Source organism: Kribbella antibiotica, assembly GCF_004349055.1.
GTDB lineage: Bacteria > Actinomycetota > Actinomycetes > Propionibacteriales > Kribbellaceae > Kribbella > Kribbella antibiotica.
In genome coordinates, this window is the sequence record NZ_SMKX01000111.1 from 1 (window position 1) to 23166 (window position 23166).

Sequence of the window (23166 nt, forward strand, 5' to 3'; positions counted from 1 at the left end):
CCATTGCCCCGCCCCCATCCCCTTCACGCAGAGTAAGTGCGCTCGGGCTGGCCCACAAGGACTCAAGGAGGGGTGGTCAGCTGCGGTCCAGTGCTGCGAGCAGGGCGAGCGCGCGCTCGTCGGGCCAGGCCCGGACCTCGTTCATCACGTAGGAGAAGGCGATGCCGCGAGCCGGCCAGGCGCCGTGGCGGGAGCCGCCCGCGCCGCCGTGACCGAAAGCGTCAGCCTGCGGGCCGAGGTGGGCCGCAGGGACCTGCAGTTCGAAGCCCGCGCCGTACGCGATCTCGGATCCCCAGGTCGGCTCGATGCCGCGCCTGATTTCGCGCCGGCCGAGCTCGACCGTTTTCGTCGTCAGGATGCTGCCGCTCAGGAGCGCGTCGTAGAACCGCGCCATGCCGCGTGCGGTCGCGAAACCGCCGACGGCGGCCAGGCCGGCACTGCGGTACTCGGGGCTGTTCCAGATCTTCTCCGCGCCCGGCACCAAGAGCGGATTGGGCCGCAGCAAGGAATCCGTCTCCGGTACGTCGACCAGTACGCCGTCCGCAGCGACCATCGTCGTCGCGCGCCCATGAAGCTCATTCGGCAGCCCGATCCACACGTCCAGGTCGAGGGGGACGGCGAACTCGTCGGCAAAGAACCGGCCCGCGGTTCGTCCGTCGACCCGGCGGATCAGCTCGTCGACCAGCCAGCCCCAGGTGATCGGGTGGTACATGAAGGCTGCCCCCGGATCCGTCGCCGGCGCCTGTACGGCGAGGTGCGCGGCCATCGCGTCATGATCCAGCAAGTCGGCGTACCCGGCCTCGACCCAGGCCAACCGGGCCTGATGGGACAACACCTCGGCGACCGTAGTTTCACCGGAGCGGAATTCCGGCCAGTACCGGCGGAGCGGATCGTCGAGCGACAACTGTCCGCGCTGGACGAGCAGCAGGACGCAAGCCGTGGCGAGTCCTTTGGTGCCGGAGAAGATCAGTTGCAGACTGTCGCGATCCCACGGCTGGCCGGTGTCGCGATCTGCGATCCCACCCCGCAGGTCCACCACGAGCTCGCCGTTGCGATAGGCCGCGAAGCCTGCACCCAGTTCACCTCGCTCGGCGAAGTTCCGCGCGAACTCCGCGGCGACGTCCTCGAACCCGGGCGCTGTCCATCCGTTGATCATGCGATAGATAGTACCGATCGGTCTTATCTGGCGCCAGTAGATAACCCCGATCGGTATCATGAAGGCCGGAGGTGGTGCAGATGCCGGTCAAAGCTGGCGAGCGGCTGGATCCCGAGGCGACCAGGGCGCGCATCCTGGCTGCGGCGTCGGAGGTCTTTGCCCAGCGTGGCATCCATGCCGTCGGCATCAATGAGGTCGCCGAGGTGGCCGGCGCCTCCAAGCTCACCATCTACCGGAACTTCGGATCCAAGGACGGCTTGGTCGAGGCGGTGCTGACCGATCGGACGTCGCGCGTGCGCGCCTGGCATGAGCGAGCGGTCGAGCAGGCCGACACTGGCCGGGACCGCATCCTGGCCGTCTTCGATCTGGTCGCGACCTGGTACGCCGAGGCCGGGTTCCGCGGCTGCGCGATGATGAACGCGGCCACCGAGGATCGTGGCCGCGATGGCGCCCCCCGGCGGCTGGCCCAGGATCATCTCGCCTTCTATCGCGACCTGTTCAGCCGGCTCCTGGCTGAGGCCGGAGCGCGTGATCCCGAGACGACCGCCCGCCAGTTGGTCGTCGTACTGGAAGGCGCGACCATCATCAGCGCTGTCGACCGGAATCCTGGTCTGGGCGCGGAGGCGCGCGTCATCGTGGAGACGTTGCTCGACGCGGCCTGAGGAACGCCAGGCACAGGACCAGCGACGCCGCGGCCGCGTGGGCGGCCACGATGAACGCAGCCGGGAATCCGAACTGCTCCGCGACGAGACCGCCGACCGGTCCCGCTGCCATCACCCCGAGATCCCAGAACGACGTCATCACGCCCATTGACACTCCCGGACGCATTCCGCGGACCCGATCGAGCGTCATCGAGATGCAGGCCGGGTAGATCAACGCGAGTCCGAGCCCGGCGAGTGCCGTGGATGCGAGGGCGCCGGCCGTGCTGTCAGCGATCGCGATCCCCGTCAAGGCGACGATCTCGAGGCCGACCGTCCAGGCTGCTACCGCGCGACCGCCGTACCGGTCGACCAAGGGGCTGCCGGCGAATCTGGTGATCAAGAAGGCGGCCGCGAATACCGTGAGTGCGTAGTCGTCGGCGCCGATCTCACCCGCGCGCAGCCGTAGGACCAGGAGCGCCGCGATGGTTCCGTAGCAGTACGCCGCCAGTCCGATGATTGCCCCGGGCAACGGAACGCCGGACGGCGCCAGGTCGCGGATCCGCGCCAGTGGCTCAGTGGGACCATGGGTTCGGCGGGTGGTCAGGACGAGCGTCATCGACGTACCGGCAAGGGCGACCATCGTCCACCACACGAGATCGCCGGTCAGTGACGCAATCAGCGGCCCACCGGCCAGGCCGCCCCACATCGACAGTCCGAACCAGCCGGCAACCCGCCCACGCTGAGCCGTCCGGGTGCCGGCCAGTACCCACGGCAAGGCCGCCGAGAACAACCCGGCCTCGCCCGCACCCATGACCAGCCGGGCGACGAGCAGCAGGGGGAGATTCGGCGCCGTCATCTGCCCCACAGCGCCCACAGCGGTCAGGGCGGCGCCGACCAGTACGACGGGGCGCGACCGGCCCCCGTCCGCCAGCCAGCCCGCGAACGGCCGTGCGCACGCGGTCGCCAGGAAGGCGATCCCAATCGCCGTGCCGCTGGCCAACGGTCCGCCGCCAAATCTTTGCGGCACGTACGTCGGCAACGCCTGCAGGGCGGCGCCAAACGCGAGGTACCCACAGAGCACAGCCACCCACAACCGCTTCACCGGAACCGTCATGAATGAGATGATACCGATCGGTCTTATCTATGCATCGGTCGGGCGCTACGCCTTCGGTTGCTGTGGCTCCGGTTCCGCGCGTAGCGCGATCACGCCACCAGCAATGTTCAGCACCACGCCTGCCGCGAAGATTGCCGCACCGATCTTCATATGCCTCGGCCCACGTTCCTTTGCCGCGACCATCTCGTCGTAGGTGGTCGTATCCCCCGAATTCACGCTCACGCAGACGTCACCGGGTTTCATCTTGCCCGAGCCGCACATGTCGCCAGACAGTGTCGTCCCGCACGACACAACGAACCAGATACAGCCGACGACAACCGCAGTAGTGCCGAGGCGTTTGAGCACACGAATCATCAAGTCACCTTCACTCGTTGGGGCGGAGCCACGCAGTCGCCCGGTCACCGATAAGCCGGGCAAGTTGGTCAGGGGCGTCGTGAGCAATCAGGTGACCCGACTCAGGTATCAGTTCGATCGCAAGCGCAGGACAGACGCCGCGGAACCGATCCACGTCACCATCCGCGATCGGTGAGGTAGGCCCGGCTCGAACCAGCAGGATCGGCACCTCGATCGTCGACGCCGCTCTCAGCAGCTCGGCGCTGTGTTCGAAGATGTCCTCGACGAGCTCGCCGTGCTCGTCGCGCAGGCCACGCTCGTCAAGCCAGGCGCGAGCGCGCGCCGAATCAGAAGTCGGTACGACGTCAACCAGGATCAGGCCGGCAACTCGTCGTACCGCCCCCGGGCTGGCCGTCGCGCCTATCGCCGCCAACCCACCAAGCGATGCGCCGACCACCACGACTGGCCCCGGCTCATACCGAATCATCGCGGTCACATCCTCCGCGATCGCCTGCAGTGACGTCGCCTCTCCCGAACTCTCGCCGTGCCCACGCAGATCAAAGGCGAAAGTCCGCAGTCCGCGCTGATTGAGCACCGCCGCGACCGGCGCCCACACGCCACGCTCCTCACCACCGGCATGAAGCAACAGCACAGTCGGCCCGGCGCCGGTCGCCGTGCCGCGTAGCTGCACGTCTCCTCTATCGAGAACGACCTCACTCATCGCCCACCTCCGCTACCTTGAGCTACCAATGTAAGCAAGCTACAAACCACTACCTCGATTGGTCAAGGTAGAGTCCCAACTGTGGCCATCCTGCGCAACCGCCACCTGGCTAGAAAGCGGCGCCGACCTAAGCCACCTAGTCGAGTCCTTCGCCGACGTCTATAGCCAGGGCGACGGCGAACTAGCCGTCGCCCTCCACGCCGCGGGCTGGCAAGACCAAGGCAGCGGAATGCTAGACCCGGTCGTGGAAGCCCTCCACCAACTCCGTCCCGCCAAGGACTCCCTCGACGACACCCGCCTAGCCGTAGCCGCGCTCCACCAAGCAACGGCCACCGAATCCGTGTACGGCAACGCGTTCCGCCGAAGCGCCGGCCTACCGGCGCGCCGCCTCAACTGACCAGCTGAAGTGGTGGACCCGCCAACTCCAACTAGCCCTCGACCTCGGCTAGGTCACTTCTCCGCACCAGCGAAGTTAGCCCTCACCGGGTCGGTGATCTTCGCGCCGCGAATGTTCGCGCCCACAAACGTCGTACCGTCCAGGAACGTGTTGTGCATGATGGCCGCTTGCAGCTCCGCACCATTGAAATTCGCGTTGTACGCAAAGGTGTTGACCATAACCACCTTAACCATCCCGGCATCAGTGAAGTTCGCCCACCGGCACGACGCGAACGACAGATTCGTGCTCAGCAGATGCGCCTTGGTCAAGTTCGCCCGAAACATAGTCGCGCCCGTGAGATCCGCACCCTCGAGCTCAGCACCCACAAGATAGGCGTCGCTGAGATCAGCGCCGAACAGCTTGGTGTAGCTCAGATCAATCGTTCGACCACCATCACGACTGTGATCCCGACGCACGATGACGTTCAACGCCGCCTGAATATCCGCAGGCGCAGCCGGCAGCAGCCGCTCCGCGCCAACATCGGTGATGGCAGGCGGCTTACCCCGCGACGCGCTATGAACCCGAATGAACGCCTGCAGCACCTCCATGATCGCCGGCTGATCCTGCGGTGAGTCACGCATGATCCGTTCCAGGGCATAGATCCCACCCACCCGCACATCAAGCGCAGCATGCCCCAACTGCTCAACAGCCCGCCCAAACCGCTCAGTCGTCTGCCCCTGCTCAGCAAGCCGCAACTGCTCCCGCCCAGCTTCCACCGAGTCCCGCGTGTAGATCAACGCGTACCCAGTAGCTGCCGAGCTCCCCAACGCCGCCAGCGCAGTAATCGCCGTCACGATCAACGTGAAGTTCTGAATCCGATCCGGCCGCCGTTCACTCACTCATAGCGCTCTCCCCTGGAAGGACCTCTAGCGCGAGTATCGGCCGACCGAGGAGCGACAGACACTACGCGCTGCGACTACCTGATCAGGACCTCGCCAGACCAACCCGATCCGCCAGCTCATACCCAAAACAGGCGGTAGCTCTCGTCGTGGATCTGCTCAAGAGCAGCGACTCCTCAAAACTGATCCGCCGTAGGCTCACAAACCCAAGGTTCATCAAAGACACCGGCCGCTCATCCACGCCCTGAGCCCCAACCGCTCAAGCTCACCAGGCAACCCCAAATAGACAGCCTGAACTCGCCCACTGTCCGCTCCCGCTGGGCCAGCGCCCAGCCCTTTACAGGCTATCGCTCGCGCTCCACTGCCAATCTACTGTCGGCAACTGACCAGCATGGATCCGCTCACCATTCTCGCCGGGCAGCTAACGCGATCAGCAAAGCAGGGTTCTGATGGCTCGCCCAGGATACCGAGACCAGGGTGGCGCGGCCCTGCTCCGCGCTTGGCGCGACACTTTCGGCGAGCAAGAGCTCCCTGTGGAACGGCACTCCGCGGCCCCGTTGAGCGCTAGGAGGTCTTGCCTGCTCCAGGTCTTGCGGTCATCGACTCAGTGTTCGTTGCACACCCGAACGTTTGATGCACCACGAGTACTTGACGAGTACCTGAGCGCGAGACTGCAGATGCTGATCTGCGGGAAGGCCGGGGCGAGGCCTGTTCCTCAGCCGAAGGGCTCCTCGTCCCAGTCAACTGGGCTCTTACGCCTCTAAGCAGGCCAAACTAGGAGGTGGAATCGGAGGAAGGGACTGCCCCGAATTCGATCGGTTGAGGTGTAGCGGGACCTCTGATGATGTCGAGGACGACGACACTCCCGGCGACCGTAACAGAGAGTCGCGATTTGCGATATCAAGGACGTGGGTTGAACAAGCTGGGACCAGCCGTGGGCATTTGTCCGCGCTGACCTGTATCGGGGAAGGCGAGAGTGTCGGTGGAGCGAAGTAGCCTGGGGCGCGATGACAGTCGCTGATGAGTCTGGCCGTGTCGCTGCGGAGCAGCGTGCGCGTTTCATGATCGACAGACAGCTCGACGCAGCGGGGTGGGTGGTCCAGGACAAGAAGGACCTGAACCTGTTCGCCGGACAGGGAATCGCGGTCCGCGAAGTCGTGATGAAAGCTGGGCATGGCCGCGTCGACTATCTTTTGTACGTCGACAAAGCGGTCGTGGGCGTCATCGAGGCAAAACCAGTGGGAACCACGCTCTCTGGTGTCGAGTGGCAGTCGGCCATGTACGCTGATGGGCTGCCCGCTGACGTGAGGCTGGCTGCGAAGGCCAAGGACGGGCGTTTGCCCTTTGTATTCGAGGCCAGCGGGATCGAAACCCATTTCACTAACGGCTTCGATCCCGAGCCGCGAGCTCGACTGATCTTCAACATACCTAGGCCCTACACGTTGGCTCGGCTACTACGAGATGCGGACGCGGAGCCGGAGACCCCGACGTGGAGGGCCAAGGTCGCGTGGCTTCCCCAGCTTGATCACAGTCCTCTTCGCCCGGCACAGATCGAAGCGATCGACGGGATCGAGCGGAGTCTCGCCGAGCAGCGGTTCGACCGATCGCTCGTGCAGATGGCCACCGGCGCCGGAAAGACATACGCCGCGGTAACGCAGTCCTATCGGCTGCTCCGGTACGGAGGGTTCAATCGGATCCTGTTCCTGGTTGATCGCAACAACCTTGCCGACCAGACACTTGCTGAGTTTCAGAACTATCGCGCTCCGGATGACGGTCGTCGTTTCACCGAGCTCTATAACGTCGCTAAGCTCTCCGGTGCGGGCCCGCTCGGGTCAACGAAGGTGACAATCTCGACCATTCAGAGGGTCTTCAAGTTCCTGCAAGAGGGCGAGGTCGCCGACGCAGACGACCCTGGCCTAGACGAGTTCGTTCCGGATGCGCCGGTCAGCGTCGCCTACTCTGACGCGTTGCCTCCCGAGACGTTCGATCTGGTGATCGTCGACGAAGCACACCGCAGCATCTACGGTGTGTGGCGAGGCGTCCTGGAGTACTTCGACGCCCATGTTGTAGGCCTGACGGCTACCCCTGGTAAGCAGACGTTCGGATTCTTTCGCCAGAACCTGGTGTCGGAGTACACCTATCCACAGTCGGTCGCGGATGGAGTCAACGTCGACTTCGAGGTCTATCGGATTCGTACGAAGGTCAGTGAGCAAGGCTCGGTCATCGAGGCCGGCACGATCGTTCCGACGGTCGACCGACGCACTAGAGTGCAGCGACTCGAAGCGCTCGACGAGGACTTGGAGTACCGCGCTCCACAGCTCGATCGCGCGGTGACCGCCACAGACCAGATCAAGACCGTATTGGAGACGTTCCGCGACCGCCTCTCCAGCGAGATCCTTCCGGGTCGTACGACGGTTCCGAAGACCCTGATCTTCGCCAAGGACGACAATCATGCCGAGGAGATCGTTACCCAAGTCCGGCAGGTTTTCGGAAAAGGGAACGATTTTGCCGCCAAGATCACCTACAGCGCTCGCAACGCGAAGGAGCAGCTTCAGGCACTACGCACCTCTCCGACGCTTCGTATCGCTGTCACTGTTGACATGATCGCAACCGGGACGGACGTCAAGCCACTTGAGTGCGTGTTCTTCATGCGCGACGTCCGATCTGCGCAATACTTCGAGCAGATGAAGGGCCGCGGCGCTCGAACGATCAGCCGCGCAGACTTCCAGGCCGTCACTCCGGACTCTGAGAACAAGACCCGCTTTGTCATCATTGATGCGATCGGGGTCACCGAGCATAGGCACGTCGAGCCCCCACTCAACCGGCAGCGGAGCGTCAGCCTTAAGAAGCTACTCGATAAGGCGGCCACGCTAAATCTTACTGAGGATGAAGCTGCAACCCTCGCATCCCGCCTGGCGAAACTGGGACTCGACCTCACCGAGTCAGAGCGGCACGAACTGGACGAGGTTGCCGGCCAGCCCGTCCGCGACATCGTGCGCGGCCTTGTTGATGCGGTTGATCCCGATACTGCAGCACGGAGCGGAAGACCCGTATCGGAGCTCGTGGAGACCGCAATCGAACCGCTCGCAGCTAACCCCGAGCTCCGTAACCGGATCCTCGAACTCAGACGAGCTCACGACCGGATCATCGATGAGGTTAGCCGCGATCAGCTGCTTGAAGCAGGCGGCGTCATCGATACGACCCGCGCAAGGTCCATCGTCGATTCATGGCGCGACTACTTGGACGAGCACCGCGATCAGATCACAGCGATCCAGCTCGCCTACGAGGCCGGAGAGCGCCGCATCGACTTCGTTCATATCCAAGAACTGGCCGACCGCATTGCTCGGCCGCCATACCACTGGACCCCTGACATAATCTGGAACGCCTATGTTGCGGTTGAGCTCGCGAGTGCCAGGAATAGTCCCACTCACACTCTGACTGACTTGATCTCGCTCATGCGCTACACCGTCGGAACGGACGATGAGCTCGTTCCCTATGCTAGTCGGGTGCGGGAAAAGTATGCTGGTTGGCTGACTCAGCAGGAACAAGTTGGCGTCAACTTCACCATACGTCAGCGATGGTGGCTCGACAGGATGGTCTCGGTCATCGCGAACTCGGCCGGCATCCGGCCCGAGGATCTGGACGATGCCCCCTTCGCTGAACGCGGCGGCACCGAAGGCGCCCTCCGAGACCTAGGTGATCGTGCTGCCGACCTGATTGACGAGCTGAACACGGAGTTGACGGCGTGAATTCGCACTGGGCTTGGCGGACGCTTGAGGATGTCTTAGTCAGGCAGGGTAACCGGAAGCCCGTCCAGCAGGGATGGAGCCCGAAGTGCCACGACTTCCCAGCGAGCAATGGCGCTTGGGGTGTCCTGAAGACAACGGCGATTCAGTCGGGCAGATTTGTCCCGGAGTACAACAAGCAACTTCCTGACTCGCTTGAGCCGAGGCCCAGTATCGAGGTGCGCGCTGGAGATCTTCTTATGACTTGCGCCGGTCCCCGGTCTCGATGCGGCGTCCCGGCACTTGTTCGCCGGACGCCGGACCGGTTGATGATGTCGGGAAAGATGTACCGATTCCGTCCAGATGAACGGCTGGATCCCAGGTTTCTCGAGCTGTGGCTCTTGAGTCCAGTGGCTCAGCAAGCTATCGATGCGATGAAGACGGGTATCTCTGATAGTGGCCTAAACTTGACGCATGCGCGCTTCACAAAGCTTGCGGTGCCGGTGCCGACTCTGCCTGAGCAGCACCGAATTGTTGAGCTCCTCGAAAGCCACCTCACTCGCCTTGATGCGGCTGCGGCCAGTCTGGCGGATGCGCTCCGGAGGCAGATTGCGCTTGAGCGAAGCGCGCTCGACACCTACTTCGGCGCTAACCCAGCAGTCCCACTGGCCGTCCTGATCGAAGAGATCTCGGGAGGTCGATCTTTTGGCGCATCGAATTCCCCGGCGCGTCTCGATGAGTGGGGAATCATCAAGGTCAGCGCTATGACCAGGGGTAGGTTCAGGCCGGAAGAAAACAAGGCGGTATCTGCGGAGCACGTTGATGCACGGTTCGAGATTCACCAAGGCGACCTGCTTATCAGCAGAGCGAATACCGCAGACTATGTCGGTGCGAGCGTGCTCGTTGGTAGGGTGCGTCCCAAGCTGCTGCTAAGTGACAAGAGCCTGCGGATCACACCCGCTGCCGGGGTTAATGCAGAGTGGCTTTGGCGTGCCTTGCAGGCGCCATCTGCGCGGCGGCAAATCTCAAAGATCGCCACCGGCACCAAGGACAGTATGCGTAACATATCTCGGGACGGTCTTCGGCAGATTATGCTTCCGGACGTCGATCTGACAACCCAACTGGCTGCACTCAGAGCGTTCGCGGGCCTGGCAGACGCGCTTGTCAGGATGAAGATCGAGATCGATGCCGCTGATCTGCGCCGCGAGCGTTTGAAGCGCGCCCTTCTCGTTGCGGCTTTCTCTGGCCGTCTTACCGGGACGGGCATTGGCGCGTTAGGCGTGCAGGAGATGATTGGTGTGTGAATTCTTACTTCAGGTGAGGATAGGGTGCGACTGATTTGCTGCGCGAATGGGCAATCAAAACGATACCGCCGACCCTGAGAGATCAAGCCTGCAGGGTTTCGTGGCGAGCGCGGCGGGGCAAGACGGATTTATGTGGGTGAGCCTTCCGGTGCCTATTTGAATGATGGAAGTTGTCACCACTGGCCTGACGATAGGGTTGCCAGCCCATATTCTAGTTAAATTATGTAAGGGTAAATCTGTGACTACAACTCCCGAGGCGCGCCGGCTTGTAGACAAGCTCTGGGCGTATTGCAATGTGCTGCGCGATGACGGCGTTGGTGTCATCGAGTACACCGAGCAACTGACCTACCTGCTATTCCTCAAGATGGCGCATGAGCGGGCGACCCGAAGACTGAACCCGCAGAATATTGTTCCTGACAAATATTCATGGCAGCGGCTCCTTGATGCCGAGGGTACTGACCTGGAAGTCGAATACACGACGATCCTCGTTGGTCTTGCGCAAGAGCCTGGCACGCTCGGCACGATCTTCCGCAAGGCGCAGAATCGCATCCAAGATCCCGCCAAGCTTAAGCGGATTATCGTCGACCTCATCGACCGGGAGAATTGGTCCGCCTCGGGAACCGACATTAAGGGCGATGCATACGAAGAGCTGCTGTCCAAGGGTGCATCGGACAAGGGCTCCGGCGCCGGCCAATACTTCACGCCGCGCGACCTGATCCGGGCGATCGTCGATGTCGTCGACCCCAAGCCTGCCGACACGGTCGTTGACCCCGCGTGCGGTACCGGTGGCTTTCTCCTGGTCGCCCACGAGCACGCCTCTGATGGCGCGGAGCATCTCACGCCCACCCAGCGGGAACACCTGCGCGACCAGTTCGTCTCCGGCTTCGAGCTGGTCGACGGAACCGCTCGACTGGCCGCCATGAACCTCCTGCTTCATGGGATCGGTATGCCGGACGGTAACTCCCTAATCAATGTTCGGGACGCATTGATCACGGATCCCGGTCAGCGGTGGTCTGTCGTGCTGTCCAATCCGCCATTCGGCCGGAAGTCGTCGTTGACTATGGTCGGCGCGGACGGGCGGGAGGCGCGTGAGGACCTAGAGATCGAACGGCAAGACTTCGCCGTCACGACGGGGAACAAGCAGCTCAATTTCCTCCAACACATCATGACGATCCTCGATATCAACGGCCGTGCTGCGGTTGTGCTGCCCGACAATGTGCTCTTCGAGGGTGGGGCCGGTGAGGTTCTGCGCCGAAAGCTACTTGCTGACTTCGACCTTCACACGATGCTTCGTCTGCCAACGGGCATCTTCTACGCCCAAGGCGTGAAGGCTAATGTGTTGTTCTTCGACAAGAAGCCTGCGTCCGAGCTGCCGTGGACAAAAAAGTTCTGGGTCTATGACCTGCGGACAAATAAGCATTTTACTCTCAAGCAGACTCCTTTACGCCGTCAGCATCTCGAAGAATTTGTCGAATCCTATCTCATTGGCAAGGATCGTGATGAGCGGACGGAGACTGAGCGCTGGAAGTCATTCGCCTATGACGATCTTATGGCTCGCGACAAAGTAAATTTCGATATGACCTGGCTGCGAGACGATTCGCTTGAGGCCGCTGATAACCTTCCAGCGCCCGAGATTATCGCTCGCGAGATCGTCGAAGACCTGACTGCGGCACTCGCGGAATTCGAGGCTGTGGCCGCAGCTCTCGAGAATGTTGTACCCGAGTACCAAGTGCCATTAGCTGGCCTACTCCCAGACAGATCCAGATGATTTCCTTGTCATATGGCGAGAGGATTCTGATGGCTCCGACTGGCCAGTAGGGATAGATCTGGATGTTGCCGATCTTCAGCCAGCCCCAGCGTTGGTGCATCGGGTGCGCCTAGCGCCTGTTCGTGAGATGAGGTTGGCGAATGAATCTGGGCGTCGGTGAGGGGTATCGACCAGTTGACGGGAGTAGCCGTGGCCACGGCTACTCCTTGTGTACGCCGAGCTCGATCGATGCGAATACGGGGCGGCCGTTGTCTCGTCCGTAGCGGGGCAGCCTTGACGTGCAGGTCCACCATCGCCCGGGCGGGAAACGTGAATGCTCTCGACGAGCTCACCTACTGCCTGGCGTGCCTGGTCGAGGCTGAGCCCGGAGTCAGAGGGGTGGCACTGCGGTTCCGACATCTGGAACGGACGCTTGGCGACATCAACCTCCTCGGGAACGAGAACCGGCCCGAGCACCTGCTGCGGACCCTGGGAAGTGGCCTGGAATGACTCGCCTGGGCGCGCTCCAGAGATGCTTGGACCGATCTCGTCTACGGCCCATTAGCAGGCGCCGCACCCGTTGGAACTCTTATGCGATCCGGACGGCAACTCTCCTGCTGGGCCACGGCATCCGGCCGGCGACCATCGGCGCGGGTGGTACGACCCGACGAATCATTAGGACGATGGAACCGGAACCTGTTCGCCTTGGGGTGGATGCGTTGGTGCGTTCTTCGCACCGCTACTGGAGTCTGTTTGGTTCTCTCCAGGTTGAGTGGCCAAGCATCGCATCCACCATTGAAAGCGAGCGGTGCTGTGTAGCGGCCGCTCGTCCGTGATCAGCGGGCGGGCTCCACCGTGGCCTCGCGCCGACGGTAGGCAGAAGTCGGCAGGGCTCAGGCTGATCGGCGTGGCGAATAATCCAGATCACGGACGCCCGCCAGGCTGGCCTTACTGCCAGATTTCCTTGGGCGCTGCGGTGACGCTGAATGAACAGCCGAGGTCTGCCTATCGCCGGTTCCGAACCCTATGGTGAGTGGAGTGACGAACCTCTTCCAATCGGTGCCTCATCAGGGAGCTCGACCATGAAGGCCGACACCGTCCAGTTGGTGCATATCTTCGGGACCGACAGGCGCCATGTCGTGCCGATCTTCCAGCGACCATACGTCTGGGAAGAGGAGCGCAACTGGGCGCCGCTCTGGTCGGACGTCAAGTCAGCTGCGGAGGAGGTCGAGGCGGAGGGCACGGGCGAGACTGTCCCTGTCGACAAGGTCGCGCGAACTCATTTCCTGGGAGCGATTGTCCTTGAGCGTCTGCCTGTCGCACCGGGCCGTATCGTTGCGATGAATGTCATTGACGGCCAGCAGAGACTTACGACCCTGCAGGTGCTGATTGCAGGGTGTTGGGCGGCGGCCAAGGCTAGCGCGGCACACAATGCCGAAGTGCTCCTGAAGATGTTGCTGAACAATACAGAGCAGCTCATTCATGTTGAACATCCCGACGAGCGGTATAAGGTCTGGCCGGCGCTGCCCGATCGCGACGCTTTTCGTGATGTGTTTGCTGCCAGGCTACCTGCGCGCGCTTCCGACGAGCACAAACTAGTTCAGGCGCGAAGATACTTCGACGGCGAGCTCCACGCGTGGATGACCGAAACAAAGAACCCGGTCGCGCGCGCTGACGCCCTTGTCATTGCGATTCGCGAGCGGCTTGGCCTCGTAGAGATACAGCTCGAGGAGCAGGACGACGCCCAGATCATCTTCGAGACCTTGAACGACCGCGGCACCCGACTCCAAGCGGCCGATCTTGTGAAGAACACGCTGTTTCGGCTGGCTGAACAGCAGGGGAACGACGTCAACGCCCTATACAAGAGATACTGGCAGCCGCTCGAAGCCAGTCGCTGGCGAGAGGAAGTCACCACCGGTCGCATACGCCGTACCCGGATTGATCTTCTACTGTCGTATTGGTTGTCGATCCATACCGGCTCCGAAGTGCCGGTCGAACGGCTCTTCGCGGACTTTCGGATCTGGCTCAAGAGAACAACCCTGCCCGCTGCGGAGATTCTTGCCGACCTCGCGCACCACGGCCGAGCGCTTCAGCGCATGGAGAATCTACAGCCGACGACCGCCACAGGCCGGCTGCTGCAAGTGCTTGATCTGCTCACTACTAGCACGCCGATCCCCGTGCTTCTGCACCTGCATGCCCGAGAGGGCATCAGCGAAGAGCAGCGATCGCTCGCGGCCACTGCAATCGAGTCGTACCTGATCAGGCGAATGGTTTGCGGCCTCACGACTAAGGACTACAACCGGCTCTTCCTCTCAATCCTGCAGACAATTCGCGTCACCACAGATGCCACTGCGGGCGAGCAGCTGGTCCAGCAGCTCGCTGGCCAGAGCGCGCCCTCCCGCTATTGGCCGGATGACGACGAGTTCGTAGCGAGTATTCGCCAGCCGAACATCTACCGCGTACTCCGTGGGCCCCGTCTGCGAGTCTTGTTGGGCGGTATGGAGACGGCGTTGCGACGTCAAAAGTCGGAGCAGCAGTTCGTACCGGCGCAAGTTGCCAAGCTGAGCGTCGAGCATCTGATCCCGCAGAAGTGGTCGCAGTTCTATCCGCTACCGACAGACCGCCCGGTCGAGGAGGCCGAGGCGCAGCGTGACAATGCGTTGAACCAGTTGGGCAACCTCACGCTGACCACTACCAAGCTCAATTCCTCCATCAGTAACGGCTCTTGGCCGACAAAACGAAGGGAGCTGAACAAGCACGCTGTGCTCCTAATCACTGCTGCGAGCGTTCTGCAGGCTCCAGCGAGCGTCGGTGGTGACCTGTCCCAGGCTTGGACCGATGTGTGGGACGAAGAACGTGTGGAGTTGCGGACTACGTACCTCGCGCAGGTGGCCTGTCAAGCTTGGACATCCGCTGGTACTTCCTGAGTCGTCGTGCCGGTCCAGGCAGACCGTGGCGTGACCGTGTAGACGCATGACGGCAGCCTTCGGGTAATGAACGCCGGCTGGTCAGCCGATCGCGGGCGGTAGCCGGAAGGAACTGAATATGGGCGTGCGCGCAGCGGGATCGAGGTCTTATGTCGAGGCGTCTTCTTGTCTGGCTACGAGGTGCCTGATTTAACGGCGTGGCAGGCTGTCAACAGGTCGGCTTCGCGACCAGGCGACATCCCGTGATCGGCTTGGCGTGGGTGGTCGATAAGCCCATCCCGGTCAAGGGCTGTCTTGAAGTCTCGCAGTGTCTCGCTAAGGGGCCGGCATCGAAGACCGGCCTCCGCTGCGCGGCGGCCGGCGACCTTCCAGGTGCCCTCGGGAGTTCGCCAGAGTGGGACCTCGGTCCACTGATCTACGCCTTGTTCATCGAGCCACTCGGGGTCTGCCCATACGGGCTGAGTGCGGCGGCGTGTCAATTCCAGGCACGTGTCGATGAGGTCGCCGTACGTGGCGTGACCGATGGGAGCAACGAGGTTGAAGACACCGTCGCGCTTTGCGTCGATTGAGTCCAGCAGGAACGTCGATACGTCTCGGACGTCGATGGGCTGGATGGGTTGTTCGGCGGGTGCTGGGAGTAGCCAGCGTCCGCCGCGGGCTGCTCGTTCCAGCAGTTTGAGCCCGCGGCCGACGTACTCGCCTGGGCCCAGGATGACTCCGGGCCGGACGATGAGGCTGCGCTTTGCGCCTTCTGTTGCTGCAGCTTCACAGCCCGCCTTGAGGGTGCCGTATTGACCGCCGACAGTCAGGTCTGCCAGTTCGGGTGATTGCTCGGTGTAGGTCGGTGAGGACGGCCAGAGAGGCGATGACTCGTCGACTGGGTTGGCAGGCCAATCGGGGTAGGCACTGACCGTCGAGATGAGCACGTATTGCTCGACCAGGTCTGCCAGGGCATCCGTTACCTGTACGACGTCGACGGGTTCGTACGCGCTCGTGTCGATCAGGGCGTCCCAGGGGCCGTGCTCGGCCAGGCGTTGGAGATCAGCGTCGTTTCGGCGGTCGCCAACGACGTGGACGGCTCCGGCCGGCGGTTGACCGCTCTTGCCGCGGGAGAAGGCGGTCACCTCCCATCCGCGAGCCAATGCGTCGGAGACGACTGTTCGGCCGAGGAACCAGCTGCCACCGAGGATGAGGAGTCGCATGGTGACGAGTTTGCCGGGTCAGACCGACGTACGGCGATACGTTCGGTCGCAGAGTGTCGGATGACACCAGAGCAACGCTGGGTAGCCCAAATCTAATGACGAATGCGGCAACTGTGGTGCGCTGGGCACGTTCAGTAACTAGAGTTGCCTGGGCGTGGTCCGCTGGGGTGACCGCCTGTGACTGGGAGGATGTAGTGGCTGTCAAGGGTGCCGGGGTTGTTCGTCGGCAGCACACCCACTTGCTCCTGCCTCATGCGGCGCTGGACAGCCCTCAGCGAGCCTTGTTTGAGGCGGCGCTGCGTCCGAACGGCTGGATGGCGGATCCTGATGACAGCTCGAGCATGTCGCTGCGCTGGAATCGCGGTCAGGCCGCGCTGCGGTTGCAGACGCTTGGCTGGTTTCCGCTGTTGGTGACTGTGGGGCCGATTGGGAAGGCTACGGCGGCCCACCGGGATGCTGTGGCGCGACTGACGGCGGCGGTCCTGGGGAGCGGGGGGATGAGTTTCACTGATCGGCAGTTGGTTGAATACTTGCCGCAGGCACAGGCCCGTTGGCAGCGGGCGTTGATGGAGCGGCGGCGGCTATCTACGGCCGAGCGGCTGCTGCGGGCTCGTCGTTGCTCGTACTGTGCCTCGTGGTCTGACATGTCCGCGACGCACTGTGCTGGATGCCGGCGGCGGTTCACAGTCGCCGACGACACGGAGTGGGATGCCACAGTCAGCCGGGCATCGGCAACGGTGGCTGAGGCCGAGGCGGTCCTTGCTGACCTAGCGCGTGGTGTGATGCTGGAGCGGTTGAACGGTGTGTCGCATGGCTGAGCCGATGGTTGCGACTCGGGAGGCCGAGCAGTGGGGCTGGGAGTATCGCGGGCAAGAGGTTGTGGTTGTTGAGCAGCAAGACCCGCCAGTGCCCGCCGTACCGGCGCCGTCGGCGCTCGCGACGCTGGAGACCAAGCGTGCCGCTGCAGCGCGGGTCAATCCCGTACTGGTCTGGGCGATGGCCGCGGCCGTTGTTGCTACGGGGGTTATCGGGGTTGTCGTGAATCCCTGGCTGGCGCTGGTGCCTGCCATAGTCGCTGTCGGTCTTGGATGGTTGCGGTGGGGGCGTCCGGAGGTGTTGCGGCGGGCGGCCGTTAAGGAGCATCAGCGGTGGCTGGCTGACTGCGTCACGACGATGGCTGGTTTCGAACGCGACGTGGAAGTTTGGCAGCAGGAGCTGGGCGAGCGTGAAAAGGCGAAGGCGCTGCAGGTCAGTGCTGTGCGTCCGTGGGTGCCGGTTGGGCCGGTGACCAAGGAACGCGTCGATCTGTACGGCGGGACTGCCGCCGGCTGGCGTGCTGCGTTGCTGGCGATGGGTAGCTCGTTGATGAGTGCGGGCGGGCGACTCGTGGTGCTCGACCTCACGCAGGATGCGGTGGTCGAGCCGCTGCGGCGCATGGCCGGCGAATACGGCGCACCGATTCGGTCGGCCGTCGTACCGGATGAAGGGCGGGCTCTGAATCCGCTGACTGGTCTGAGTCCGGAAGAGATCGGTGTGGTGATCGCGGAGGGACTGCGCGGGGCTGAGCCTGAGCAGAACGAGTCGCGTGGTGTTGATGCGGCACTGGTTCAGCAGGTTGTTGAGTGCTTGGTGGATGGTCCGGTCACGTTTACTCGGCTGCACTTGGCGTTCCAGGTCTTGCTGCGGCAGTTGACGCCGGATCAGCGCGGTGAGCTGACGCGTCCGGAGTACATGAAGCTGGCTGATCTGCTGAGCGAATCTGCACGCCGTACGGCGGAGGCTCGGTTGTTCCGGCTGGCTGCGGGTGTGCAGCGGTTGGCTGCTGTCACCGGGGATGCGCCGATGGATGCGTGGGACGACGAAGAGGTCTCGCTGCGGGTGTTCGAGTTGTCGGCGCGGGAGTCTGAGTTGTCGGCTTCGTTGCTGCGGCATTTGCTGTTCCAGATCACGATGGTTCGGATCCAGCGCGGGCAGTTGTCGGGCCGGGGCGAGCGCATCGTTGTGATTGCTGGTGCGGATGCTGTGGCGCGGCCGGAGCTTGAGAGGTTTGACGGCATCTGTCGGCGTAATGGGCTTCGGCTTGTGCTGCTGTTTGCGCATTTGCGTGATGGTGCGGTGGAGCTTCTTGGCGGTGGGGACGCGGTGTTGTTCATGCGTCTCGGGAACGCGAAGGAGGCTGAGCAGGCTGCGACCTTTATCGGTCGACAGCATCGGTTGGTTGCGAGTCAGTTCACGTACTCGCATGGGACGAACACGTCTACCTCGACGTCCGATAGCACTACTCGCGGGAACAGCGCGTCGACGAGCGACTCTGTCGGCCTACAGACATCTGACAGTCGGCAGGCGACGTTTGGGCTGCTGTTTAGCCGGCGGCACCGGTCTGGGTCCAAGACGGCGGGAGAGCAGTACTCGTCATCGACTACCGGTGGGACGTCTTGGTCGGAGGCGATCTCCAGTTCGGAGTCCAGCGGGTCGACGGAGAGTACGTCGGTTGGGTATCAGCGGACGTATGAGTACTCGATGGAGCCGACGGTTCTGCAGGGCTTGTCGCCTACTGCATTTGTGATGGTGGATCCGCTGGATCCGGCTAGTCCGCGGCTTGGTGATTGCGATCCGCGGTTGGGTGCCTCGTGATTCCGGAGTGGCGCTTTACCGAGGTGCCGTTGGCTGGTGGGCCGGATACGGATGCGGCGCAGCGGCTCACCGCGCTTCGGCGTGGGCTGTTGCCGACGTTGATGATGCTGGCGTCGGCGGGGCGGCCGTTCAGTTGTTGCTGGACTCGGGCGGTGGCCGGTGGGCCGATTGAGGTCCGGGTGGGGGTCGAGCCTGTGGATGGCGCGGTGTCCTATCCGGTGGGTGCGCGGGCCGTGGCCGCAGACTCGGTCGAGTTTCCGCACTGGGTGGCGGTGAACGGGCAGCACGACGTACTGACCGCGCTGTCTGAAGCCGAGGTTGAATCGGCCGGGATGTTGGAGGATCTGGCTGAGGCGTTGCCGGCCTTTGCCTGGCTGGTCAGGGCTGTCCCGATCGGGGTGGAGGACCGCGGGGAGTTGCTTGAGGACCTTCATCTGCAGATGACGATTGAGCTGGACCGGGAGAAGGGGGCGGGTCGGGGCGCGCTTGAGTTGGAGCGGAACCGGGCTCGGTACCGCGATTTCTCCGCTGCGCAGGGTGGTTTGTGGTCGGTGCAGATTCAGGCCGGTGGGGCTTCCGAAGCTGCAGCGAGGATGGTCGCGCAGACCTTCGTGGGGGTGGCCGACTTGCACGCCACGCCGTACTCCTTGGCTGCTCAGTCTGTGGTTGGTGCCGAGGCGACTGGCTTTGCGGCGACGGGTGAGTTGCTTGCCGCGGTTGCGCGGCCGCCGGTGCGTGAGATCGCCGGGGTTCGTGTTGTTGAGCAGGTGCGGTTTGATCTGACGCCTGAGACGCCGGCGGGTGGAATCCCGCTTGGGGATGTCATTGATGCAGCGGGGCGGGCGGTCGGGACCATGACGGTTTCGCAGGACACGTTGAACCGGCATGCGTTTGTTGCCGGTGCTACGGGGTCCGGTAAGTCGCAAACGATTCGGCATCTGCTTGAAGGGCTGACCGAGGCATCTGTTCCGTGGCTTGTGATTGAGCCTGCGAAGGCTGAGTACGCGGCAATGGCCGGTCGGCTGGGCTCGGACTCGAGTGTCGCGGTTATTCGTCTTGGCGACCCGGACGCCGTACCGCTTAGTTTGAATCCGCTCGAGCCTGAAGCTGGGTTTCCGCTGCAGACGCATCTGGATCTCGTGCGGGCGCTGTTCCTGGCTGCATTTGAGGCGAACGAGCCGTTTCCGCAGGTGCTTAGCCAGGCGTTGAACCGGTGCTACACGTCGTACGGGTGGGATCTTGCGTTGAGTCGGGGCGGGACTGAGTATCCGTCGCTGGCTGACCTGCAGACGACTGCGCGGGCGGTCGTTGATGATATTGGGTACGGCGCTGAGCTGGCGGCGGATGTCCGTGGGTTCGTGGATGTTCGGCTGAACTCGCTGCTTCTTGGGACGCCTGGGCGGTTTCTCGGCGGGGGATATCCGCTCGATGTTGCTGACTTGCTTAGCCGCAACGTTGTGCTCGAGCTTGAGGATGTTGGTGATGATCAGGACAAGGCGTTCTGTATGGGCGTCGTGCTGATCCGGTTGGTCGAGCACCTTCGCGTGCGCCGTGGACCGTCTTCCAGCCTGCGACACGTGACTGTTGTTGAAGAGGCACATCGCTTGCTCAAGGCAAGTACTGACGGCACTGCTAGTCATGCGGTCGAGATGTTTGCTGGGCTGCTTGCTGAGATTCGCGCGTATGGCGAAGGGATTGTTGTTGCGGAGCAGATCCCTAGCAAGGTGATCCCGGATGTGGTCAAGAACTCTGCGCTCAAGATCCTGCACCGGCTGCCTGCTGCTGATGATCGTGAGACCGTCGGCGCCACGATGAATCTTGACGAGCCTCAATCTCGAGCTGTCGTGTCGCTACCGCCTGGTCAGGCTGCGGTCTTCACCGATGGCATGGACCGGCCGGTTCGGGTTCGTATTCCGTATGGAGGATCACGCGAGCGACGGGCCGACACGCCACCGACAGTCAAGACTGTCGGTCGTCGGGACCAGCTTCCTACAGTTCGCGAGAGCGCTGATGTTGCTCAGTTTCTTGAGCAGAACCCGAGATTCGTTTTGTGGGTCGAGTTGCTGACTGTGGCTCATTTGGCCGCGGTCCCCAAGCCTCTGCCGCAATCGCCGTGGGTGTTTGATGGTGTCGCGCCGGCGGTGGTGGCGCGTGCGATTGCCGAGGCTGTTGGTACAGCTGTTTTCGGACGGATGTCGGCGATCGAGCACCACGTCGTACCGACGCAGCTCGCCGACCATTTGGCCGAGGTTGTCATTGGAGTGGTGTGGCGGCGAGAGCTCAGTTGTGCGACCACTGAAATCGAGTGGCAGGCGGGAGCTTTTCGTTTTGCGGACGTGGCCGACGCCTTGCTGAACTGCCCGGGACCGCTTGATGCTCCGCACCCGTTGACGGCGGAGTGGGAGGCGCGGGGGGCGAAGCTGTGGGGATCCACGCTCGAGCAGCAGATCATGACCTTCTTGAAGGTGCAACAAGCGAAGGTTTCGCCGACATTGTTGCTCGGTGATGGGACGCTGCTTCGGGCCGCCGCCGATCTGTCCGCGGACGCTGAGCCGTATGCGCAGTTGATCGCCGCCGCCCATGAGCTGAATGTTCCTGGGCAGTGGCATCGTCGGCTCTTCCGGATGCTGAAAGAGGAGGGGGAGCAGCTCGATGGACCGACCACGTAGGCCAGAGCCCATCGAGCCGGACGACACCTCTGGTCAGGCTTCCAGTGCCGATGCTCCGGTTGAGCGGAGCATGCCTGACGCTGTCGATCGCCAGCCGGACCACGACGACTCCGGGCGGCAGGAACCTACCGATCGCGGGGACCGAACTGTCGAGGAGCGCTCCACGCTCTCGGCCGATTCAGGCAAGGAAACACCTGCCTCGCGGCCGGACGAGGCCCAGGTAGATCGGCCGGATGAACCCTCGTCCCGGCCTGTTCGTGATGCGGCAGACTCCGTCGACCAGCGAAGCCCACGCGATGCATCGCCGGAGACGAAACAGCCATCCGATGACTCGACACTGGCGCTCCCGGCTGCCGCTGACCGCTTGCCCGCGGATCTGCGCGCAAAGATGCTCGAGCACCCGGCATTCACCCGGCTCGGCAGGGGATCTGAAGACCATGTCGACTCGGGCGACGATGTCGGCGGCGCCCGTACCCCAGAGGCGCGCTCTTCCGAGACCGAAGACCATCCGCCGCTGGAGCAGCCCGACACCGACAACCTACGGTCTGCCGCCGACGGTGGCTCAACGCGAAAAGCAGATTTTGAGCTCGCCGATATCGGCGAGGCGGAGGTCGAAGAGAAAGTCATTGACCCAATACCCAACGAGACATCCGCAGCAGCAGCCGACCCCGAGGCCCCCGTCGCCACCTCGGCAGATGGATCCGACCGATCATCTGTCGTTTTGGAGCAGCCGGCGGAGGGCAGCAGCACGACAGACGACGGCCTTGGCGCTCAGACAGTGGATATACAGGTGGAGTTAGCCGATGGCTCTGCTCCAGGACGAGATGCGAACTCTTCGAGCCGTGACATCGGAGCCACCGAATACCCGAATTCGCTCGATGATGCAGCAAGCCCCACCGGGGAGGAAGGTCTCGCGCTCCCGGTCGGGGAGGAGACTGTGAGGGAGCGGGTCGGCCGGTGGGACGCCAATCTCCTGAACCTCTCACGGCCTCCGTCTGTCGATTCGGGCCATGCTGGTTCGGGGGACGAGATTGACCGTAGAGCTGCTGACGAGGCTAACGCAGTTGCCTATATTGCCGCCAATAAGGAGCAGAATCCGTCGCTCGCTCCTGCGGCTGACTGCGTGCCCGCCGTTCAAAGTGTGTACGCATCGTTGGATCAAGGAATCGGTCACGCACACAGCAGGCATGGGCCATCGCTAGATCAGAACATGCTTGCAGCGAGAGTCGCGCGATTCGAGGATCCGGCGCAGCAGGACGAGGTTCTGCGCAGCAGCGGAGTCGATGGAATCGATCCGGACAAGTTGCACTACTGCGGCCGCTATGCGACAGCAATCGCCGATCCCAACGTCTTTGCCGCTGTGGTCGTTGGGCTAAGCGAGCATCCAGCGGTGCAGGAAGCCCATAGTCGCGACTGGAACGGACTCGCCCCAAAACGGCTCGAGATACCGATCGCGGACCTGCTCGGGCCGGAAGGGCATAAGCACTGCATCGGTCTGCAGCTCCGAGGTGACTGGGCGGAAGTCAAGGCTCAGCGCAAGGAATGGGCTTTGGTGCGATCGACAGGTGGGGTGCTCGAAGACCTGCCAGAGCCTGCCGCCGAACTCGTTCCGACGTTCGAAGGTGGGCGCATCATGATCCTTTTCAAGCGAAACTTCGCCACGTCGAAGTTTGAGATTAGTACGTTCTTTCCTGATCCACCCGAATCATGATGTCCCG

The 23166-nt window shown here is 62.9% G+C and carries 17 protein-coding genes; 11 read left to right on the forward strand and 6 right to left on the reverse strand.

The window, feature by feature from the left end:
- Window positions 1-76: 76 nt before the first annotated feature.
- Window positions 77-1156: a serine hydrolase domain-containing protein gene (locus E1263_RS29605; protein ID WP_132173287.1), complete on the reverse strand. Its 1080-nt coding sequence runs from the start codon at window positions 1154-1156 to the stop codon at window positions 77-79.
- 80 nt (window positions 1157-1236) lie between these two features.
- Between E1263_RS29605 and E1263_RS29610 the strand changes: the two genes are divergently transcribed.
- Window positions 1237-1818, forward strand: coding sequence for a TetR/AcrR family transcriptional regulator (locus E1263_RS29610; RefSeq protein ID WP_132173289.1), 582 nt, complete (start codon window positions 1237-1239; stop codon window positions 1816-1818).
- Here the strand turns inward: E1263_RS29610 and E1263_RS29615 are convergent.
- Genes E1263_RS29615 through E1263_RS29625 form a run of 3 tightly spaced genes read right to left on the reverse strand, consistent with a single transcriptional unit; the run spans window position 1787 to window position 3965 of the window.
- A complete protein-coding gene (locus E1263_RS29615; protein WP_132173291.1) occupies window positions 1787-2911 on the reverse strand; it encodes an MFS transporter in 1125 nt (374 codons plus the stop codon). The two genes, E1263_RS29610 and E1263_RS29615, sit on opposite strands and share 32 nt — an antisense overlap.
- Before the next feature lie 45 nt (window positions 2912-2956).
- Window positions 2957-3265, reverse strand: a complete 309-nt coding sequence (locus E1263_RS29620; RefSeq protein WP_132173293.1) for a hypothetical protein — start codon at window positions 3263-3265, stop codon at window positions 2957-2959.
- A gap of 10 nt (window positions 3266-3275) precedes the next feature.
- Complete coding sequence (locus E1263_RS29625) at window positions 3276-3965, reverse strand: alpha/beta hydrolase (RefSeq protein ID WP_132173295.1); 690 nt, start codon at window positions 3963-3965, stop codon at window positions 3276-3278.
- Between the two features lie 58 nt (window positions 3966-4023).
- On the opposite strand from E1263_RS29625, the gene E1263_RS29630 reads away from it, so the two are divergent.
- Window positions 4024-4362, forward strand: coding sequence for a hypothetical protein (locus E1263_RS29630; protein WP_132173297.1), 339 nt, complete (start codon window positions 4024-4026; stop codon window positions 4360-4362).
- Between the two features lie 53 nt (window positions 4363-4415).
- On the opposite strand, the gene E1263_RS29635 is transcribed toward E1263_RS29630, so the two are convergent.
- Entirely contained in the window at window positions 4416-5195 is a 780-nt protein-coding gene (locus tag E1263_RS29635; RefSeq protein ID WP_238161637.1) for a pentapeptide repeat-containing protein, read from the reverse strand.
- Between the two features lie 1052 nt (window positions 5196-6247).
- On the opposite strand from E1263_RS29635, the gene E1263_RS29640 reads away from it, so the two are divergent.
- The 5 genes from E1263_RS29640 (at window position 6248) to E1263_RS29665 (ending at window position 14943) form a co-directional block, all read left to right on the forward strand.
- Window positions 6248-8989: a type I restriction endonuclease subunit R gene (locus E1263_RS29640; RefSeq protein ID WP_202869113.1), complete on the forward strand. Its 2742-nt coding sequence runs from the start codon at window positions 6248-6250 to the stop codon at window positions 8987-8989.
- A 308-nt stretch (window positions 8990-9297) separates the two neighbouring features.
- A complete protein-coding gene (locus tag E1263_RS29650) occupies window positions 9298-10269 on the forward strand; it encodes a restriction endonuclease subunit S (RefSeq protein WP_272949704.1) in 972 nt (323 codons plus the stop codon).
- Between the two features lie 238 nt (window positions 10270-10507).
- Complete coding sequence (locus E1263_RS29655; RefSeq protein ID WP_202869114.1) at window positions 10508-12037, forward strand: class I SAM-dependent DNA methyltransferase; 1530 nt, start codon at window positions 10508-10510, stop codon at window positions 12035-12037.
- 309 nt (window positions 12038-12346) lie between these two features.
- On the forward strand, window positions 12347-12526 hold the full coding sequence (locus tag E1263_RS29660) for a hypothetical protein (RefSeq protein WP_132173303.1): 180 nt from the start codon (window positions 12347-12349) through the stop codon (window positions 12524-12526).
- A 572-nt stretch (window positions 12527-13098) separates the two neighbouring features.
- A complete protein-coding gene (locus tag E1263_RS29665; RefSeq protein WP_165956789.1) occupies window positions 13099-14943 on the forward strand; it encodes a DUF262 domain-containing protein in 1845 nt (614 codons plus the stop codon).
- Window positions 14944-15116: 173 nt separating this feature from the next.
- Here the strand turns inward: E1263_RS29665 and E1263_RS29670 are convergent, their stop codons facing one another.
- The gene (locus tag E1263_RS29670) at window positions 15117-16145 is read right to left on the reverse strand and encodes an NAD-dependent epimerase/dehydratase family protein (protein ID WP_132173307.1); all 1029 of its coding nucleotides are present in this window, start codon (window positions 16143-16145) and stop codon (window positions 15117-15119) included.
- 497 nt (window positions 16146-16642) lie between these two features.
- Here E1263_RS29670 and E1263_RS29675 point away from each other — a divergent pair, with 497 nt between their 5' ends.
- The 4 genes from E1263_RS29675 to E1263_RS29690 all read left to right on the forward strand — a co-directional run bounded on the left by E1263_RS29675 (window position 16643) and on the right by E1263_RS29690 (window position 23159).
- The gene (locus E1263_RS29675; RefSeq protein ID WP_132173309.1) at window positions 16643-16963 is read left to right on the forward strand and encodes a hypothetical protein; all 321 of its coding nucleotides are present in this window, start codon (window positions 16643-16645) and stop codon (window positions 16961-16963) included.
- Complete coding sequence (locus E1263_RS29680) at window positions 16956-18779, forward strand: hypothetical protein (RefSeq protein WP_132173311.1); 1824 nt, start codon at window positions 16956-16958, stop codon at window positions 18777-18779. The genes E1263_RS29675 and E1263_RS29680 overlap by 8 nt, the downstream gene beginning before the upstream one ends.
- A 398-nt stretch (window positions 18780-19177) precedes the next feature.
- Window positions 19178-21448: an ATP-binding protein gene (locus tag E1263_RS29685; protein WP_165956790.1), complete on the forward strand. Its 2271-nt coding sequence runs from the start codon at window positions 19178-19180 to the stop codon at window positions 21446-21448.
- Between the two features lie 70 nt (window positions 21449-21518).
- Complete coding sequence (locus E1263_RS29690) at window positions 21519-23159, forward strand: hypothetical protein (protein WP_132173315.1); 1641 nt, start codon at window positions 21519-21521, stop codon at window positions 23157-23159.
- The last annotated feature ends 7 nt before the right edge of the window (window positions 23160-23166 follow it).

Bases quoted from the DNA above. Each gene is read 5' to 3' on its own strand.
- E1263_RS29605 (WP_132173287.1), bottom strand. From the start codon at position 1,156: ATGATCAACGGATGGACAGCGCCCGGGTTCGAGGACGTCGCCGCGGAG.
- E1263_RS29610 (WP_132173289.1), top strand. From the start codon at position 1,237: ATGCCGGTCAAAGCTGGCGAGCGGCTGGATCCCGAGGCGACCAGGGCG.
- E1263_RS29615 (WP_132173291.1), bottom strand. From the start codon at position 2,911: ATGACGGTTCCGGTGAAGCGGTTGTGGGTGGCTGTGCTCTGTGGGTAC.
- E1263_RS29620 (WP_132173293.1), bottom strand. From the start codon at position 3,265: ATGATTCGTGTGCTCAAACGCCTCGGCACTACTGCGGTTGTCGTCGGC.
- E1263_RS29625 (WP_132173295.1), bottom strand. From the start codon at position 3,965: ATGAGTGAGGTCGTTCTCGATAGAGGAGACGTGCAGCTACGCGGCACG.
- E1263_RS29640 (WP_202869113.1), top strand. From the start codon at position 6,248: ATGACAGTCGCTGATGAGTCTGGCCGTGTCGCTGCGGAGCAGCGTGCG.
- E1263_RS29650 (WP_272949704.1), top strand. From the start codon at position 9,298: ATGTCGGGAAAGATGTACCGATTCCGTCCAGATGAACGGCTGGATCCC.
- E1263_RS29665 (WP_165956789.1), top strand. From the start codon at position 13,099: ATGAAGGCCGACACCGTCCAGTTGGTGCATATCTTCGGGACCGACAGG.
- E1263_RS29670 (WP_132173307.1), bottom strand. From the start codon at position 16,145: ATGCGACTCCTCATCCTCGGTGGCAGCTGGTTCCTCGGCCGAACAGTC.
- E1263_RS29675 (WP_132173309.1), top strand. From the start codon at position 16,643: ATGAGTTTCACTGATCGGCAGTTGGTTGAATACTTGCCGCAGGCACAG.
- E1263_RS29680 (WP_132173311.1), top strand. From the start codon at position 16,956: ATGGCTGAGCCGATGGTTGCGACTCGGGAGGCCGAGCAGTGGGGCTGG.
- E1263_RS29690 (WP_132173315.1), top strand. From the start codon at position 21,519: ATGCCTGACGCTGTCGATCGCCAGCCGGACCACGACGACTCCGGGCGG.